The following is a 19034-nucleotide window of genomic DNA, read 5'->3' as shown; positions in this document are numbered from 1 at the left end:
CGAAGCTCCTTATCTTAAAAGCGGGACTCGGGTTTGGTTGCTGACCGCTTCCATCCAGCTTTGCACAATCGGATCCCACTCAATTTCAGCAGCGCTGAAAAAGCCACGCAGGATGGAGAAGACAATCGCTTCATCAACAACGGAAATGCGTTGAAATGCGTTGATTCGTAGCGTTTCTCCCGCTTGCTGGATAAGGGCTGCGGCGTCCTCGGCAATGGATGGCGTGTCTTGCAGCAGCGCGTCAAAGTTGAGGGTTTCGGTTTCTTTTTTTGCGCGCCACGCGGCTTGGGCTGAGCGGGTTCTGAACTCGGCTAAATTCATATTTGCCCAGCGTGGATAGCCCACTTTCTGCAGGGGTAGAAATGCGTTGCGTTGCCAGTCTAGAACGGCTTGTGAAGGCTGATGAGTTTCGTCACAACCTGCAAGGTGCAGGAGGTACTGAATAATGTCGAGGCTTTCTGCCAGTGCGTCTCCGTTGTCTTTAAGCAGCAGCGGTACTTGTTTGGCGCCAATGATCTCTGTCGTGGTCTGGTCATCATCGTAATCAATGGTGATCGTTTCCAACGGAGTCTTCAGCATTCCGGCAACGTAGCGGACGCGCGCGCTGAAAGGGCAATGTTCGTAAATGTAGAGTTTCATCTGGATTTCCTTTTTATCTATTTATTTTCGCAGCCAGACATCGGGGCCTGGCTACGGGATGTTGGGGTTAGCGACACAGGCGGTTAGCTGGTGTGGCAAATTGGTTTTCTCTGCGGTTGGCGCTGATGATGAACAACAGGCCAATGACGGGCACAATAAGGGCTGCGTACGGGATCATGTCGGCACCAATATGGCTGTCGAGTACCATGCCTCCGAGGAAACCACCAAATGCGTTGGCGAGATTAAACGCGGAGATGTTGGCTGTTGCGGCCAGTTCTTGTCCTTCACCGCCGTGATTCATCACCCGTAACTGCATCGCCGGTACGTTGGCAAATGAAGCCACACCGAAGATAAAGGCCGCGGCAATGAACATCAGTTTGCTGTCAACCGTCAGGCCAACTAAAACCAGTGAGCCAATCATTGCCAGTGCCCAGAACAATGATGCCTTTTGTAAGTTTTTGTCTGACGAACGCCCACCTAAGGTGTTGCCGACAATTAAACCGATCCCGACGACCACCAGAATCCAGGTGACGGCGTTTTCGCCATACCCCGTCACATGTGTGGCAATTGGGGCAAGATAGCCGTACAAGCTCATAAAACCTGACCAAGCGAAAACGGTGATAGCTAAGCTGATCAGCAACATCGGATTTTTGAACGCGGCCAACTGGGCTCTGACGTCTTTGGCGCTGTCATGGCCTTGAGAAGCAATCACTGTCGTAATGAATAGCAGGGCAATCAGGCCGAATGCCGCAACGGTCAGAAATGTCATATGCCAGCCGAACTGCAACCCAATCCAGGTTCCGCCGGGTACGCCTAATACATTGGCCAGCGTCAGTCCGGCAAACATTTGGCCGACCGCACGTCCGGCCATTTTCTCGGACACCAGACTGGTCGCGACCACCGCGCCGATGCCGTAAAACGGTCCCTGAACCAGGCCGGTTATCACACGGCTGATCATCAATACCGTGTAGTTCGGCGCGAACGCAGACATCAGGTTGCCGGCGATAAACAGCATCATTAATCCAGACAACACGGTTTTCTTGTTAAAACGCGCCAGGTAGATGGTGAGTAGAGGGCCACCGAACACAATAGCCAGCGCGTAAGCACTGATCAGGTAGCCAGCCTGACCTTCGGTAATCGATAGGGAGTGGGCCACTTGGGGCAGAATACCGGCGATCACAAATTCTGCGGTCCCGATGGCGAAAGCAGCAAGCGTCAAAATCCACACCTGCAGCGGCATTGGTTTATTGTTCATGGCAAATTTCTCTATGTAGGTGAATCCTGACGTGCCAGCACGAAGTTGTGTCGGGCACCATAGTGACTTTTCTGGATCAGTTGAGTAGCGCGCCGCCTTCAACATCAATCACGGCGCCAGTCATATAAGCATTGTTAATCAACATGTGGTAAGCCATGGCAATATCACTGGCTTCACCCACTTTGCCGACTGGCAGGTTGGTTTGAGTACGCAGATACATGGCGTTACGGTCTTGTTCACTCATGCCTTGATAAGCCTCTGTTCTGGTCAATCCCGGGCTGACCGCATTCACCCGGACAGGCGCCAGCTCTTTCGCCAGTACTTTAGTGACGGATTCCAGTGCGGCATTGATGGCGGTTTTAACGTAAGTGTTGGCCACCACTTTGCGTGACAGCATGCCGGAGGTCAGCGTGATGGTGCCGCCTTGTTTGATATAACGTGCGGCATGTTTGGCTGCGTTAATTGCGCCCCAGAACTTCGTATCAAACGCAGACTTTGCTTCAGCCAGTCCGACTTCAACCACGCTGCCTGTCGGGGCGTAAGAACCAGCAGTGATGATCAGGTGGTCAAACGCACCAATGTCTTCGAAGTAGTAATAGACCGACTGCTCGTCACTGATGTCCAGGCCGGTTTTGCGGCTGGCGACGTGCACCACGCTGTTTTTATTGTTTAGCTGGCGCGCAACTTCTGCGCCGATGCCGGATGTGCCGCCAATAACGACGTATACGGTTTTGTCTGTATTCATAGTGTCTGTCTCCAGAATTGAGTAGATGGAGTCAGTATATTGATTAGACATAATTTGATAATGGGTTAAAATTTGAATTAATTGTTCAGCTCATACGAATAATAAATAGGAAGGTGCATGGATAAGTTCGCAGATATGACACTGTTTATCAGCATTGTGAAAAATCAGGGACTGGCGGCAGCGGGCCGGGAACTCGGCTTGTCGCCAGCTACAGTCACGGCCCGGCTGCAAGCGTTAGAAGATCGCTACGGGGTGAAACTTCTGAACCGCAGTACACGCCATATCTCGCTGACCGATTCCGGGGCGTTGTATCATCAGGCCTGTCTGGAAATCATCGACAGCGTGAAAGAAACGGAAAACCTATTGCAAACCGGTACGAAAGAGGTGCGTGGAACGTTGAAGATCTCGGCACCGAGGGACGTGGGTAAGCAATACATCTCACCCATGTTGTCTGAGTTTTCAGCGCAGTATCCGGAGGTGATACCTTATCTTTACCTGAATGATAATCTCTCAAATCTGGCGGAATCCGGACTGGATATTGTGATTCGCTATGGTGAACTTGCCGACAGTAACCTAATCTCGCGCAAGCTGGCTTCCAGCCGTCGGGTACTGTGCGCTTCGCCGGAGTATTTAGCCAAGAAAGGCACGCCGTTGACGCCACAAGATCTGGCTCAGCACGATTGCCTGGCCATGGTTCGCAGTAACGAAGAGCTGAAAACTTGGCATTTTCAGGACAGCGAACAACATAAAGCCATCACTGTGGTGCCGAAACGCTTTTCGGATGATGGTGAAGTGATTCGACAATGGGCGTTGGATGGTGCAGGCATCGCGCTTAAATCCGTCCTTGATGTTCAGGCGGATATTCAACAGCAACGCTTAGTCACCGTACTGAACGGGTATATGAAAAACTTCAGCGCACTGACCTCTGGCGCCGATGCCGACTTAAACGTGATTTACCTCAGTCGCCAACACCAGCCCAAGCGTATCCGTTTGTTTCTCGACTTTCTGATTGAACGATTTAAGGTGCAGTTTTCGTAATTGGGTTGTGAGAGGAGCAGTGCTTTGGGAGGGGGCTATATATTAACACAGTATCACGGGCACTTAATGTAGGATGTTATTTGTAACAAGTAATTTGACATATTCATAATATGATTAAGTTGCTTTTAGGTTATTTATTCTATCCATTTTAATGGAATGCTAAGCATTTTATATCAATAAAATTAATTTCATGTCAGAATTTGGCAACTATTAATGGTTTCATATACCTTAGTAACTCTCATAAGAATATAAATTTTTATTGTCAATAATCTATTCATATTCTTCTGTTGCAAAGGAGACCGCGTTGTTTAGTGTTAGTTAATTGCAGCGTTTAGGTTGTGATAGTAATTCACCTCCATATCATGCTCTATAGAAGCAAGTCTTCTGATGAAGGAGCTGGTGGCAACTCCAATCACTAGCGCAGAATGAGTGTGTTTTTTCCATTAAGCCGTAAGGCGGTGAAGGGAGGCAAATGTTTCATTTTCTCCAGTTGCTGTCATCTACGGTATTTAACCAAACAGGAATAGCTACCTCTTTATTAACATTGTCTATTTTCGTCAGTCGTTGTTAACAATGCGCGTACATCTTCTTGTATTAATGTCGGCTTTAACGGCTATCTACACATAAATCCGTACTACTATCAAATTCACAATAAAGGAGTGTATAAATATATTATGATTCTGAGTGTAATAAAGGATCTTTGCTGGAGAAACCAGTTTTACGAACCATCTGCTGAGCGTCTCGACCGTGATCGTTACTTTATGGCGCAACTGCTGATCCTAATCATAGCGACGTTTGCTGATTCTTTAATATTTGCGATTGGGACCGCCGGTGTTTGGTTTGTTAGTGTGTCCTGGGTATTTTTACTATTATTATTGACAGCACACCTTCTATTGGCTTACCGCTCGGCAGGAAAGTGGATGGCTTTCCCATTAGCTATCATCAATTTAGGTACCACGCTTTTTATAATCACACTGATACACATCTCAGCAAATACAAGTCTGGTGTTCAATAGTGATGTTTTTATGATTGAATTCGTTTTAACCTTGCTTTGGCTGACGTTACATATATTTTGGTTCCGTAAGCAGCCACAGTTAGAACGGTATCAGCCAAAGCATCCACTACTAAAAATTAACCCAAAACACAAAAGTCGCGATCAACTTCATGCTGTTGGTTACTTTTGGCAAAACTTACGTCTGATGATGTGGAATGGTGCACTACTGATACCGTTTGTTATCATTATTGTTGTGGCCAAATTGGATGGTAGAGATGTTAGCTTGACTAGTTTTGATGCTGGCGAAATCGTTTTCTTTTTATTTTGGTGGCTACTGGTGTTTTTTTTCGCAAGTCGATTATTGTATCGTCGCTGTCTCAACATTGGGTGGCGTTTTGGTAAAACCCTCGTGCTGCTGATCTTGCCTTTCGCGTGTAGCGTATTGCTGAAAGTCATAATTCCTGAACATGCTTCGTTTTCCAATTCGCAAATTCAGCTAATAATTTGGTTACAATTACTCGTAAGTTGGGCTATTAGTGCAGTGATAGTGTTACTGATGCTAAAAACTACACCACAAGAATAGCCTAATAAGACTTAAGAAAAGCAGCCAGTGGCTGCTTTTCAATTAAGCTTGTACAACAACCTTAATCTTCATAGTTGTCGATGCTTGGGCATGAACAGATTAGGTTACGGTCGCCGTACACGTTGTCGACACGATTAACCGTTGGCCAGTACTTGGATTGCTTGGCCGCTTGAGACGGGAAGCAAGCCAGTTCGCGCGAGTATGGACGGTCCCATTCTGCGTTGGCCAGATCTGCCTGGGTGTGCGGTGCGTGAACCAGTGGGTTGTTGTTCAGCGGCCATTCACCGTTTTTCACTTTGTTCATCTCTTCACGGATGGCAATCATGGCTTCACAGAAGCGGTTCAGCTCTTCTAAATCTTCCGATTCGGTTGGCTCGACCATCAAGGTACCTGCTACCGGGAAAGACATAGTCGGTGCGTGGAAACCGTAGTCCATCAGACGCTTCGCGATGTCTTCCTCACTGATGCCTGTTTCTTCTTTCAGTGGACGAATATCGATAATACATTCGTGTGCGACGCGGCCGTTGCTGCCACGGTAAAGAACCGGGTAGTGTGGACGCAGACGCTCCATCACGTAGTTCGCGTTCAGAATTGCCACTTTGGTTGCCTGTGTCAGGCCTTCTGCGCCCATCATTGCGATGTACGCCCAGGAGATTGGCAGAATCGACGCGCTGCCCAAATCCGCTGCGGCTACGGCGAAGTCTTCACCTTCCAGACCACCTTCAATGTGACCAGGCAGGAATGGCGCCAGGTGCGATTTCACACCGATAGGCCCCATGCCCGGGCCGCCGCCGCCGTGCGGGATACAGAACGTTTTGTGCAGGTTAAGGTGCGAGACGTCAGAGCCGATAAAGCCCGGGGACGTCAGGCCAACCTGAGCGTTCATGTTAGCACCGTCGAGATAAACCTGGCCGCCAGCTGCGTGAACCATCTGACACACTTCTTTCACCTGCTCTTCGTATACACCGTGAGTAGAAGGGTAGGTGATCATGATGCTCGATAGATTGTCTTTGTGCTTCTCTATCTTCGCTGCCAGATCGCCGATGTCGATGTTGCCGTTGTCGTCACATTTCACCACCACGACTTTCATCGAAACCATGGACGCCGTTGCCGGGTTGGTACCGTGTGCAGAGCTTGGGATCAGACACACATTGCGGTGGCCTTCACCACGGCTTTCGTGGTAACGCTGAATCGCGATCAGGCCTGCGTATTCACCAGAAGCGCCTGAGTTCGGCTGGAGTGAGAACTCATCGTAGCCAGTGATTTCACACAGCTTCTCTTTGAGATCTTTCGCCAGTGCCGCATAACCGGCTGCCTGCTCTTTTGGTACGAACGGGTGGATGGAACCGAACTCTGGCCAGGTCACCGGAATCATTTCCGCTGCGGCGTTCAGTTTCATTGTACAGCTGCCCAGTGGGATCATACCGTGAGTCAGAGAGAAGTCTTTGTTTTCCAATTGCTTCAGGTAACGCATCATCTGCGTTTCGCTGTGGTGCGTGTTGAATACCGGATGCGTCAGGTAAGACGAGGTACGACGGCAGTTTTCTGGAATCGCTGCAAACTCATTGGCGGCGATGTCACTCGACAGCGCATTGATGTCTTCAGACACGCCAAATACGGCAAACAGCGCTTCGATGTCTGATGTGGTGGTGGTTTCGTCGAAGCTGATGCCAAGCTTACCTTCACTGGCCAGCAGGCGCAGGTTGATGTCTGCGGCTTGCGCTTTAGCGTACAGTTCTGCGGTTTTGTCACCAGCATTGATGGTGATGGTGTCGAAGAAGCTATTGTGCGCCAGCTCGTAACCTGATTTCGTCAGGCCTGCTGCCAGAATTGCAGTCAGATGGTGAGTACGACGCGCGATGGTGCGCAGGCCTTCTGCGCCGTGGAAAACCGCGTAGAAAGAGGCCATGTTGGCCAGCAGTGCCTGAGCAGTACAGATGTTGGAGGTCGCTTTTTCACGACGGATGTGCTGTTCGCGGGTTTGCATTGCCATGCGCAGCGCCTGGTTGCCACTGGCATCGATAGAAACACCGATAACACGGCCCGGCATGGTACGCTTGTGCTTGTCACGCGTGGCCATGAAAGCGGCGTGAGGGCCGCCATAGCCCATCGGGACGCCGAAGCGCTGTGCGGAACCGATCACGACATCGGCACCCATTTCACCCGCAGGTTTCAGCAGCGTAGAGGCCAGCAGGTCAGTGGCCACCGCAACCAGCGTTTTGTTGGCTTGCGCTTTGGCGATGATGTCTGTCAAATCGCGGATTTCACCCGTAGTGTTCGGGTATTGAACCAATGCACCGAACGCTTCAGTTTCCGTCAGGGTATCCAGTGGGGCAACGTGCACGTCAAAGCCGATAAAGGCAGCACGGGTTTTCACCACTTCTATGGTTTGCGGGTGTACGTCGTCTGCAACAAAGAAGACGTGGCTCTTACTCTTGCCTGCACGCTTACACAGTGTCATGGCTTCAGCGGCCGCGGTTGCTTCGTCCAGCAGAGAGGCATTCGCGATTTCCATGCCAGTCAGGTCCATTACCATCTGTTGATAGTTCAACAGAGCTTCAAGGCGACCTTGGGAAATTTCTGGTTGATACGGCGTGTAAGCGGTATACCAGCCCGGGTTTTCCATGACGTTACGCAGTATTACATTCGGCGTGAACGTGTTGTAGTAACCCTGACCGATGAATGTCCGTTTAATTTGGTTTTGGGCAGCAAACGCTTTGATGGTGCGTAGCATGTCTGCTTCGCTTTGCGCAGCAGCCAGTGCCATTGGTTTCTCAAGACGAATCTGAGCCGGAACCGTTTCCTGGATCAGCGCGTCGAGGCTCACTGCATTAATGGCTTCCAGCATTTTTTGCTGGTCGTTTGTGTTTGGTCCATTGTGGCGTGCAACGAACTCGTTTTGTGTGCTTAGGCTTTGAAGTAATTCAGTCATTTTTACCTTCTCCAAAAGGCCCACAAGCAGTGTGACACCGTGATATTGGGCCTTTAAAAAAAAGCTGCCCATCATGTAATTATGGGGCAGCTTTCGTTTTCTTCCCTGATTAATCTTCTTCGATTGAGTTCAGGTATTCTTCAGCGTCTTTCAGATCATCCAACTCTGAAGGCTGAGACAGTTTCACTTTAACAATCCAACCGCCTTCATACGGTTCTTCGTTGATAAGCTCAGGGCTGTCTTCCAGCTCCTCGTTAATTTCTACCACTTCACCAGAAACAGGAGCGTAGATATCTGAAGCGGCTTTTACAGACTCCACCAGAGAAAAGCTTTCGCCGGCTTCGATTTCGTCTTCCACGTCTGGCAGGTCAACGAAAACTACGTCACCTAGCATTTCTTGTGCGTGCTCAGAAATACCAATCGTCACTGTGCCGTCGCCGTTATCGCGAACCCACTCGTGGCTGTCTGTAAACTTCAGGGTCTTGTCCATTGCTTGATCTCCAAATACTGTGAGGATTTAAATCTGTTATTGGTAAAGTGGGTAGCGACGGCAAAGCTCTTTGACTTCTTTGCGAACGCGTTTTTCTACGTCTGCGTTACCTTCAGGGTGTTCAACTAACCCATCCAGTACATCACCAATCCAGTTACCGATCATTTTGAATTCTTCAACGCCAAAGCCGCGGCTTGTGCCGGCTGGGGTGCCTAAACGGATACCCGAAGTAATCATAGGTTTTTCTGTGTCGAACGGGATGCCATTTTTGTTACATGTGATCCCAGCACGCTCCAGCGCTTCTTCTACCTTGTTACCTTTCAGGCCTTTAGGGCGTAGGTCCACCAACATCAGGTGGGTGTCTGTGCCGCCGGTGACAATGTCGCAACCGCGAGTTTGCAATACTTCAGCGAGAACTTTTGCGTTGCTGATCACCGAATCAATATAAGTTCTGAATTCTGGACCCAGCGCTTCACCGAACGCGACCGCTTTTGATGCAATCACGTGCATCAGCGGGCCACCTTGCAGGCCAGGGAATACCGCTGAATTGATTTTCTTAATGATGTCTTCGTGATTGGTCAGGATCATGCCGCCACGTGGGCCGCGCAATGTTTTGTGTGTTGTGGTGGTGACTACGTGCGCATGGGGTAGCGGGCTCGGGTGAGCACCAGTTGCAATCAGGCCAGCGATGTGCGCCATATCCACCATCAGGATGGCGTCGACTTCATCGGCGATCGCACGAAATTTAGCAAAATCGATGACGCGAGGAATGGCGGAGCCGCCTGCAATGATCATCTTAGGCTGGTGTTCCAGCGCCAGTGCACGGACCTCGTCGTAATCAATTTCCAGAGTGTCACGGTTAACGCCGTACTGAACCGCGTTAAACCACTTACCAGATAACGCCGGGCGCGCACCGTGTGTCAGGTGGCCGCCCGCATCCAGGGACATACCCATAATGGTGTCACCTGGTTGAAGCAAGGCCAGTTTGACCGCACCGTTGGCTTGAGCCCCCGAGTGAGGTTGAACGTTTGCGTATTCACAGTTAAAAAGCTTTTTCGCGCGTTCGATAGCGATCGCTTCAACGGTATCGACGTGTTCACAACCGCCGTAATAGCGACGGCCTGGGTAACCTTCGGCGTATTTGTTGGTCAGGCAGGTGCCTTGTGCCTGCATCACTGCCTTCGAGACAATGTTTTCTGACGCAATCAGTTCGATTTGTTCATTCTGACGCGTGAATTCTGCCTGAATACCAGCAAAGACGGCGTCGTCGGTAGCAGCGAGGTTGGTAGAGAAAAAGTTTTCCAGGCTGTGGTTTTGGTAAGTTTTACTCATGGTAGATGACCTTCCATTTCTACTGACGAACGATGTGATTGTGTTTTTGGCTGTCGTCAGTCCTGTCGTTTTTATCTGCACTGTTCCACGGTAGGGAGCGTGTTGGCTGGGCCAGAACAGAGCAGGGCGAATATCCCTCATCCGGGGCGATACCGGGATGAAATCCGGGTATCCAGACTCCGAAAAAAGTTGTTAACAACCTCGGTGTTCAGAGTCAGAAATAGCATCTCTACATCTAACAAGTCGATAACATACCCCCTGTCATGAGAACAATCAATCAAAAATTTCCAATAGGAAACACAGTTTCCATTTCTGTTACCCAGAGCACGCTTTATTTCCTGGTGTGGTCTTTAATCAACAATGAGCTTCGTGCAACAATGATTTTCAATACAGGGAGAAGACGTGAAACAGAGGGAAAGCATGTCAGAAGACATTTATGATGAGTACCCGTCGTTGACGCTGGCAAAAGAAGCTGGCGACCAGAATATAGAGCCGTTAAAACTGGGACAACGCATTAAAGATATTCGTGCGAAATTGGGCCTCACTTTGGAAGAGGCCAGTCAGCGTACTGGATTGGCTCGTTCAACGCTGAGTAAGATAGAGAATGAACAGATCTCTCCGACCTTCCAGGCGATGCAAAAACTGGCGGCTGGACTGCAAATAGATATGCCGCAACTCTTTGAACCACCTAGAAAAAAGGTAGCAACCGGTCGGCGAGATATTTCTCGCGCTGGCGAAGGGAAACCGCATCCGACACCGACCTACGAACACGAGCTGCTTGCTACGCAATTATCCAATAAAAAAATGATGCCGTTTAAGAGCCGTATCCGTGCCCGAACGTTTGAAGAATACACCGACTGGGTGCGTCACGATGGCGAGGAATTTCTGCTGATTTTATCCGGTGAAGTGATGTTCTATTCTGAGTTCTATGAACCGGTAGTGATGCACGAAGGTGACAGCGTTTACTACGATGCCAATATGGGTCACATGCTGGTTTCTGTCAGTGAAGAAGATGCGCATATTTTGTGGGTCACTGCGAAGTGATATCGCAAAAAGTAAAATTTCCTATAGTGAATGCAAACGTTTGCTATTGCGGTTAACGTGAATGAAAAAGCGTCATGTTGATGTGAAAGTCATCGATGTGGCGCTTTTCTTTAACGATTTTTAAATGTGTCTAACTTGTTAAATGTCACATTTTGAACTGTTTTGAACTTGTTAATGGTGAAAAAGAGGCGCATGCTTGTTTACTATAGGAAACACGGTTTCCGTTTCGGAAAAAATCGCAATTCATCGCGGCTAACTCAGAGAGTCTGGCTTAATGGAGAAGAAGATGACTCAAGAACTACTGAAAACACCTTTGCATGCGCTTCACGTTGAAGTGGGTGCGAAAATGGTCCCTTTCGCTGGTTACGATATGCCAGTGCAATACAAGCTGGGTGTCAAGAAAGAGCACCTGCATACTCGTGATGCTGCGGGTCTTTTCGATGTTTCTCACATGGGTCAACTTCGTCTGCATGGCGAAGGTGCGGCGGCGTTCTTGGAATCGCTGGTGCCAGTCGACATCATCGATTTGGGTGCAGGAAAGCAACGCTATGCCTTTTTTACCAATGAGCAGGGCGGCATTATGGATGATCTGATGGTGGCGAATCTTGGCGATCATCTGTTTGTGGTGGTGAATGCGGCGTGTAAAGAACAGGACATCCAACATCTGCAAGCACATCTGCCCGCTGAGGTTGAGCTGGAGCTGATCGAAGATCGCGCGCTACTGGCATTGCAGGGTCCAAAAGCCGCAGAAGTGTTGAAACGCTACCAGCCAGCGGTGGCCGACATGCTGTTTATGGACGTACAGAAGCTGACGATCGATGGCGTTGAATGCATTGTAAGCCGCAGCGGTTATACCGGTGAAGATGGCTATGAAATTTCTGTACCGGCAGAGCACGCGGCAGCGTTTGCCAGCAAACTGACCGCAGAAGACGAAGTGGAGTGGATCGGCCTGGGCGCTCGTGATTCGTTGCGTCTTGAGTGTGGATTGTGCCTTTACGGTCATGATTTGGATACCACGACGACACCAGTTGAAGCAAGTTTGCTATGGGGCATTCAAAAAGTGCGTCGTGCGGGCGGCGAACGTGAGGGCGGCTTCCCTGGAGCGGATATCATTCTAAACCAGATTGAAACCAAAGATGTGTCACGCAAGCGGATTGGCTTGGTTGGTCAAACGAAAGCGCCGGTCCGTGAAGGCACCGAACTGTATGACGGTGAAGGCAACAAAGTCGGGAGCGTGACCAGTGGTACTGCTGGCCCAACAGCGGGTAAGCCGGTTTCAATGGGTTATGTCCGTACGGATCTGTCGGCTGTCGGCACCGAACTGTTTGCCGAAGTGCGCGGAAAAATGCTGCCAATGACCGTTGAGAAAATGCCCTTCGTTCCACAACGTTACTATCGTGGCTAGAAACTAGCGAATAATTGACTTAATTTATGGGAGAGACCGTATAAAATCGGTGTCTCCCATTTTTTATAACTCAAATAATAAGTTGTTCCTACAGGAAGGAGTCATACCTTATGAACAAGTGGACGTGTATGGCTGCCGTGTTGTCTATTTCTGCCAATGTGGCCGCAGCCGATTTTCAACCTTATATTGTCAACGGAACCAGTGCGTCCGTGACCACCTATCCATCGTATGTTGCCCTGTTTTACGACCGTATTGATTACGATGGACGCTATGGCAGCGGCAGCTACTGTGGTGGTACCCTGCTGAACAATCAGTATGTTCTGACCGCAGCACATTGCGTGTTTAACGATGAAGAGGGCAATCTGTTTACCTCTGTGGTGCCTAAGCTTCAGCTCGAAGGTGACTTTCCTTCCAACGTGCAGGAGCGGGTGATGGTCTCCGAGATTTATTATCCGTCGACCTATGAAGATGAAACCCTGTTTAACGATATTGCCATTTTGAAGCTGGAGCGGGCGTTAACGACCGTCAGCAGCGCGGATTACGCTATTCGACCGACAGTGGACGATTACTCAACCTACCGCGCTTACAGCGAAGAGTTTAAGGCGGTTGGCCATGGTGATACGCGGAGTAACGCTGATGAAAGCAATGAGTTACTGCAAACCACACTGACCTGGGTGCCAAACAACCAGTGCAATTACACGGTAACCACCGACAACAACTTGTGTATGCAAGGTGAAGTGCCCACTGGTTCAACGCTGGAAAATGCGACTTGTCAGGGCGATTCTGGCGGCCCGCTCTACTGGTACAACGGTACGGAATATGTTCAGGTTGGCGTCACCAGTTTTGGTCCGGATACGCAGTGTGGCGATCCGAGCGCCAGCATCAATGCGACATCGGTATTTTCTGAGGTGATTCGCTTTTCAAGCTGGATTGACAACGTGTTAAATGGTGGGGAATCGCCAAAATTCGTCGCTACAGATTCGCGCCGCAATGACTTCCTGTCTGGCACCGACAGCAGTTCATCGGGCGGCGGTGGCGGCGGTAGCCTCGGCATCATGACTTTCGTATTTTTGTTGATGGCGGGTGCCTTACGTAAGCGCTAAGCCGTCCATGCGATTCGATTTAACGAGATAAGCGCGAAAGGAATCCTTTCGCGCTTTTTATCGACCGGAGAAGAAATCAGAGAAATTAATGGTTATTGATAGTTTTCTTATAAATGAGAATGTCAGTGTAACCTTATGATTTGAATTTAATAAAATCGTTTGCATATCTACTCCTTTAGTAGTGACCGATTGACAATTGACCACTAAACGATAGTTTTAGGTTATTACAATACGTTGGCTAGTTTGGAGGATGAATATGTTGGGCAACGGAAAGGCTCAGGTCACACTGCTATCTGATGTCAGTATGCAGTCGAACCTGTTTAAAGATTCGCTCGAATCCCATTTGAACATGTCCGTTAGTGTGGTTCCATTCGCCACATTCTCAGATGCTCCTCACCCGGATACCATCTTCAGTGAAGTGGTTCTGATTGATTTCTCTTATTTGGATGACAAGAAATTTGAGGTTTACACTCAGATTAAGAGCCGTCTTGATTACGAGCTGAAAGAGATCGTGATTAATTGTCCGAAAGACATCCCATCTGTCGATTTATTTAAATGGCGCAATCTGGTGGGGGTGTTTTACCTCGATGATGATCTGAAATTGCTGATCAAAGGTATGGAAAAGATCCTCGAAGGTGAGATGTGGTTGTCACGCAAGCTCGCACAAGATTACATTCATCATTTCCGTAGCTCTAATGCGGTAACCACGTCTCAGACCTACGCAAATTTGACCAAACGTGAAAAAGAAATCATTCGTTTGCTCGGGCAGGGGGCTTCGAATATTCAGATCGCCGATGAACTGTTCGTCAGCGAAAATACGGTCAAAACCCATCTGCACAACATCTTTAAAAAGATCAATGCCAAGAATCGATTGCAGGCTCTGCTTTGGGCTAACAATAACATTGGTATTGAAGAAAGGGTGTAGCAGCGCGTTAACAAGATGGATACAGGGAAGCGGAATGCTTCCCTGTTTTATTTCTGCTTCGTGCGATTACTCGAGCGGTTTAACGCCTCGCAAGACGAATAATTGCAGCCAAACGTGCGTTTTATTCCAGTTATTTTCTGAAAACAAAGATTGCGGCATACTTCTCAGCGCATGACTGTTATTAACATGGCTGAATTTTATTCGCATTTTCAGGGAGTAACTATGAAAAAAACGTCGTTAGCATTATCTCTGCTGGCACTGATGTCCACCGGTAGCGTTCAGGCTGCAGAATGGGGTTACAGTGGTCAGCATGGCCCGGCGTATTGGGGCAATGTATCGTCGACCTGTGCCGATGGCAAAAACCAGAGCCCGATCGACATCAGTGGAGCGGTGGACGCGGATCTCAAGGATCTCGAGATTACCTACCAGGGAAATGTGACTGCATTAACCAATAACGGCCACACACTTCAGGCCGAGGTGTCGGGTGACAATACCCTGTCTCTTGATGGCACGACGTACAAATTACTGCAGTTCCACTTCCATACCCCGTCTGAAAATCTGATCCGCGGTAAGCAATACCCGTTGGAAGCGCATTTTGTTCACGCAGATCGCAGTGGGAATTTGGCGGTACTGGCCGTAATGTTTGATAACGGCGCCGAGAACCCACAGATGACTCAACTGACAGACACCTTGCCGGGCAAAGGGGAAAGCGTGAAACTTAACCCATCTTTCCCGGTTGCATCATTATTGCCAAAACTGGCACATTACTATCGGTTCAACGGTTCATTGACCACACCTCCTTGCAGTGAAGGCGTACGCTGGTTGGTGGTCAAACAGCCACAGCAACTGGCCGGAGAGCAAACTCAACAGTTGATGGATGTGATGGGACACAATAACCGCCCGGTACAAGCGAAGAATGCCCGGGTAGTTCTGAAAAACGACTAGGACGGCGCCGCGATTCAGCCTGTCTTTCCGACGGGCTGAAGATACTATTTTGGCTGGTTCAGTTCAGCGTACTGATGCAGTAGCTCAGTGAGTGCTTTAACCCAACCAAATGCATCGGAAGGGGCTGATTTGAGGAGCACTTCCACATAGTTGCAGTGCGTTTCCAGACTAATGACTTTTTCCAAGTTAAACGAGACTGCATAGAAATGCCACAGTAGTAAACGGCTCATGCGTACGATATTCTGCTGAGCATTGTTCGATTCACCAAATAAAGCCGGTAACTCGCTCAACGCTATTGCATGCAAACGTAACATTGCGTCAAACTTCGCTGCCTGCAGGCGCTCTTCGTTTTCTGTCTCTTCGGCATCAAAGGTAAACAACTCACTGGCAGACTCTTCCGGTACCAGTCGATGCAACATGCGCATACTGAATGTCTCCAGCTCTTCTCTGGGCATTGATTGCAGGTTGGTCAAAGTGTAATCCGTTTGCATGTGGCTCTCCGGGGTAGTCGAACAAAAGGCCGCTATTGTAACGATTCACTGCCAGATTACCATGTTCTTATTGATTGAAAGACGGCCGATTTTTTCTTCATAATGCCGGGTAACTTGCGCTTATTTCTGAATCGCTTCATGACCCCTGATGAAAAGCGGTAATTCGCTTTACAGCCAGTGAAAAGGGGCTAAAATCGCGATCAATCTCTTCACTTTAAGGTATTGATGTGTCACCAGTTATGATTGGAAACTGGATGGCAGCGCTTTCATTTGTCCTCTGGGGCCTGCTACCGCTTTATTACCAACATTTGCCCGCGGCCGCGCCGGATGAGTTACTGGCCGTGCGTTTGATCGCGTCTGTCCCTGTTGCCTGGTTGATTGTGGGGCTGTTTGGCAAGCTATCTGATCTGAAGACGTTACTGCAAGACAAACGATCATTGTGGTATGCCTTTCTCGGCAGCAGCCTGATGTCAATCTCTTGGGTTGCTTTCACCTGGGCGATGACTCACGAGCGGGTGATTGACGCCAGTTTGGGGTTCTTTATCAGCCCGCTGACCATGAATGCGCTCGGGATTTTTGTCTTAAAAGAGACCATCTCAGCCGGAAAGAAACTCGCGTTATTTCTGGCATTTATTGGTCTGTCCTATCAGGTATACCAGTACGGGCAGGTCCCCTACGTTGCATTGGTTATGGCGATTTTCTTCACCTTGTATGGCTGGTGTAAGAAGAAAATTCAGTACACCTGGAGCGTAAGCTTGTTTGTGGAAGCTACTACGCTCGCTCCTTTGGCCATTATGTACTTGTTGTTCAAACACGTCAGTGTCGGCGCCGTGTCGTTGAATTCAGGGTGGGAAACGCTGGCATTATACGCCGGTGCGGCGCCAATGACGCTTGGGCCGCTGGTGTTTTATTCGATTGCGCTGCGCCTAACGACCATGTCGACTGTGGGTTTGATGCAGTACATTGAACCGAGTATCCAGTTTTTGTTGGCGGTGTGGTTTTTTGGTGAGATCTTCGACAGTGTAAAGGCGGTCAGTTTCGCATTTATTTGGGTTGGCTTACTGCTGACCATTTCTGAGACGTTGATTAGACGGGCGAGAAACCGACGGATGGCCCGCCTTATCTGAAACAAATTATATCTCCGTATGAGAAGGCCTCACCGTGATGGTGAGGCCTACTTTGATTACCTATTTAAGCCGACGCTGTTAGCGAGATAATAGAATTGAAGGCATTACTTACAAAAATAACGTTAGTACTAGTTCCTGTCCCTTGCCATTCGTTCGAAAGTTTGCATCTCGAATTCATGCCTTAGTGTGATCTACGTTCAACTTCAATGACGCTCAATCCATACAACCAATAATTCAGTGTGATCGGTAGCGATAGGTGAATCGGGTTGTATGATTTTTGTTCTGCTCTGGTGGTTATTTGAACGCTTGAACGTTTGCGCAAAAATATGTGATGAATATCTCGTTATGATGGCTATACTTGCCGCCCGGTTATGAGCCTTCGCTCAGCCAATACAAGCCGTCACATGGAAAGTGAATGACCCCACGGACCGGACCAGCTACGTTCCCCAAAGCTTGTATAAGGTGATCTTTACATGAATGTTGTATTTGGATTAATCGGCATCGTTGTCCTGTTGATATGCGCGATCCTGTTGTCAGAGAGTCGCAGAGCCATCAACTGGAAGACGGTTTCCAGAGCCCTGTTGCTCCAGGTTGGGTTTGCAGCCCTGGTGCTCTATTTCCCATGGGGACAAGCGGCTCTGACCAGCCTCAGTAGCGGTGTTTCCAGCCTCCTTGGTTTTGCCGATGAAGGCATCCGTTTTCTCTTCGGAGATCTTGCAAGTTCTGGTTTTATCTTCGCTGTCCGCGTCCTTCCTATTATCATTTTCTTCAGCGCCCTTATCTCTGCCTTGTATTATCTGGGCATCATGCAGAAAGTCATCGAATTCATTGGTGGCGGTATTCAAAAATTTCTTGGAACCAGTAAAGCCGAATCTTTGGTGGCCACTGGTAATATCTTCCTCTCTCAAGGTGAATCTCCGCTTTTAGTCCGTCCTTTCCTGGCCCGAATGACCCGCTCCGAACTGTTTGCTGTAATGGCCGGTGGTATGGCGTCAGTTGCCGGTAGTGTATTGGGTGGATACGCCGGGCTGGGTGTGGATCTGAAATATCTGATTGCCGCCAGCTTTATGGCAGCGCCGGGCAGCCTGATGATGGCCAAGATCATTGTACCGGAGCGCGAAACAGCGGTTGACCAGTCAGACATTGCGATGGACAAAGCTCAGGAGAGTAACGTTATTGATGCGCTAGCAAGTGGCGCGATGAACGGCATGAAGGTTGCTGTGGCCGTTGGTACTATGTTGATTGCGTTTGTCAGTGTGATTGCCATGGTGAACACAGGCCTTGAGAGCCTGGGGGAAGTGTTCGGATTTGCAGGTATTACGTTGCAGGCAATTTTCGGCTACCTGTTCTCGCCACTGGCATGGGTGATTGGCGTGCCAGCAGACGAAGTGCTGATGGCCGGATCGTACATTGGCCAGAAGATCGTCATGAACGAATTCGTTGCCTTTATTGATTTTGTCGAGCACAAAGCTTTGTTGTCAGAACACTCGCAAATCATCATTACTTTCGCACTGTGTGGCTTTGCCAACATTGGCTCGATTGCTATCCAATTGGGTTCAATCGGCGTGATCGCGCCAGAGCGTCGTTCGGAAGTGGCCAGCCTGGGCATCAAAGCCGTATTGGCCGGTACACTGGCCAATCTGATGAGCGCTTGTCTGGCGGGTATTTTTATTCTGTTGTAATGATGGCCTGAGCCTCTGTATCGCGGAGGCTCTTTTTCTTCTCTTCCTCATTGTCTTTTCAATCTGGGTTTGAGTGCTCGTAAAAAGTAGCGCCAAACTTGCGAATTTTTGTTCAGAACACGCCTTGCAACTGCATGCTTCCGGCCACTTTTAGGATCGTAGGATGTGTTAGCCTCGCATTGGGTCTGCATAAAATATCACTATTTATTTCAGTAGGTTACAAATTGACCGCTTTTTTGGTGGGTGAATCATGCACTTTTTTGGTGCGCAAGTCATTGAATTTTATTGATAAATCTGTGTAATG

At 49.0% G+C, this 19034-nt stretch carries 16 protein-coding genes; 9 read left to right on the top strand and 7 right to left on the bottom strand.

Going from position 1 to position 19034, the window contains the following annotated elements:
• Positions 1-9: 9 nt before the first annotated feature.
• From grxB to CAG64_RS10695, 3 genes are all read right to left on the bottom strand, one after another.
• Positions 10-639 carry a glutaredoxin 2 gene (gene grxB, locus CAG64_RS10705; RefSeq protein ID WP_161488994.1) on the bottom strand — a complete coding sequence of 210 codons (630 nt, stop codon included), beginning with the start codon at positions 637-639 and terminating at the stop codon, positions 10-12.
• Positions 640-706: 67 nt separating this feature from the next.
• Positions 707-1894: an MFS transporter gene (locus CAG64_RS10700; protein ID WP_161488993.1), complete on the bottom strand. Its 1188-nt coding sequence runs from the start codon at positions 1892-1894 to the stop codon at positions 707-709.
• 76 nt (positions 1895-1970) lie between these two features.
• Positions 1971-2639, bottom strand: a complete 669-nt coding sequence (locus CAG64_RS10695; RefSeq protein WP_161488992.1) for an SDR family oxidoreductase — start codon at positions 2637-2639, stop codon at positions 1971-1973.
• A gap of 117 nt (positions 2640-2756) precedes the next feature.
• Between CAG64_RS10695 and CAG64_RS10690 the strand changes: the two genes are divergently transcribed.
• A complete protein-coding gene (locus CAG64_RS10690; protein WP_161454558.1) occupies positions 2757-3677 on the top strand; it encodes a LysR family transcriptional regulator in 921 nt (306 codons plus the stop codon).
• A gap of 674 nt (positions 3678-4351) precedes the next feature.
• On the top strand, positions 4352-5254 hold the full coding sequence (locus tag CAG64_RS10685; protein ID WP_161488878.1) for a hypothetical protein: 903 nt from the start codon (positions 4352-4354) through the stop codon (positions 5252-5254).
• Between the two features lie 61 nt (positions 5255-5315).
• On the opposite strand, the gene gcvP is transcribed toward CAG64_RS10685, so the two are convergent.
• From gcvP to CAG64_RS10670, 3 genes are all read right to left on the bottom strand, one after another.
• Complete coding sequence (gene gcvP, locus CAG64_RS10680) at positions 5316-8186, bottom strand: aminomethyl-transferring glycine dehydrogenase (RefSeq protein WP_161488879.1); 2871 nt, start codon at positions 8184-8186, stop codon at positions 5316-5318.
• Positions 8187-8295: 109 nt separating this feature from the next.
• Entirely contained in the window at positions 8296-8676 is a 381-nt protein-coding gene (gene gcvH, locus CAG64_RS10675; protein ID WP_021706351.1) for a glycine cleavage system protein GcvH, read from the bottom strand.
• A 36-nt stretch (positions 8677-8712) separates the two neighbouring features.
• Positions 8713-10008: a serine hydroxymethyltransferase gene (locus tag CAG64_RS10670; RefSeq protein ID WP_161488880.1), complete on the bottom strand. Its 1296-nt coding sequence runs from the start codon at positions 10006-10008 to the stop codon at positions 8713-8715.
• Between the two features lie 420 nt (positions 10009-10428).
• On the opposite strand from CAG64_RS10670, the gene CAG64_RS10665 reads away from it, so the two are divergent.
• The 5 genes from CAG64_RS10665 (at position 10429) to CAG64_RS10645 (ending at position 15430) form a co-directional block, all read left to right on the top strand.
• Positions 10429-11052, top strand: a complete 624-nt coding sequence (locus CAG64_RS10665; protein ID WP_040902896.1) for a helix-turn-helix domain-containing protein — start codon at positions 10429-10431, stop codon at positions 11050-11052.
• Between the two features lie 286 nt (positions 11053-11338).
• Complete coding sequence (gene gcvT, locus CAG64_RS10660) at positions 11339-12457, top strand: glycine cleavage system aminomethyltransferase GcvT (RefSeq protein ID WP_161488881.1); 1119 nt, start codon at positions 11339-11341, stop codon at positions 12455-12457.
• Positions 12458-12567: 110 nt separating this feature from the next.
• Positions 12568-13560 (top strand): S1 family peptidase, encoded by a 993-nt coding sequence (locus CAG64_RS10655; RefSeq protein ID WP_161451460.1) that lies wholly within the window; start codon positions 12568-12570, stop codon positions 13558-13560.
• Positions 13561-13810: 250 nt separating this feature from the next.
• Positions 13811-14485, top strand: coding sequence for a LuxR C-terminal-related transcriptional regulator (locus tag CAG64_RS10650; protein ID WP_439654059.1), 675 nt, complete (start codon positions 13811-13813; stop codon positions 14483-14485).
• 222 nt (positions 14486-14707) lie between these two features.
• A complete protein-coding gene (locus tag CAG64_RS10645; RefSeq protein ID WP_161488882.1) occupies positions 14708-15430 on the top strand; it encodes a carbonic anhydrase in 723 nt (240 codons plus the stop codon).
• Positions 15431-15474: 44 nt separating this feature from the next.
• On the opposite strand, the gene CAG64_RS10640 is transcribed toward CAG64_RS10645, so the two are convergent.
• Positions 15475-15921: an exoribonuclease R gene (locus CAG64_RS10640; RefSeq protein ID WP_161488883.1), complete on the bottom strand. Its 447-nt coding sequence runs from the start codon at positions 15919-15921 to the stop codon at positions 15475-15477.
• A gap of 254 nt (positions 15922-16175) precedes the next feature.
• Here CAG64_RS10640 and rarD point away from each other — a divergent pair, with 254 nt between their 5' ends.
• Positions 16176-17048 carry an EamA family transporter RarD gene (gene rarD, locus CAG64_RS10635; RefSeq protein ID WP_237668272.1) on the top strand — a complete coding sequence of 291 codons (873 nt, stop codon included), beginning with the start codon at positions 16176-16178 and terminating at the stop codon, positions 17046-17048.
• A gap of 473 nt (positions 17049-17521) precedes the next feature.
• Entirely contained in the window at positions 17522-18730 is a 1209-nt protein-coding gene (locus CAG64_RS10630; protein ID WP_161451931.1) for a NupC/NupG family nucleoside CNT transporter, read from the top strand.
• Positions 18731-19034 lie beyond the last annotated feature (304 nt).

Origin of the sequence: Vibrio sp. V38_P2S17PM301, from assembly GCF_009904845.1 — a bacterium.
Lineage (GTDB): Bacteria > Pseudomonadota > Gammaproteobacteria > Enterobacterales > Vibrionaceae > Vibrio > Vibrio proteolyticus.
This window is presented reverse-complemented; position numbering and strand designations above follow the sequence as displayed.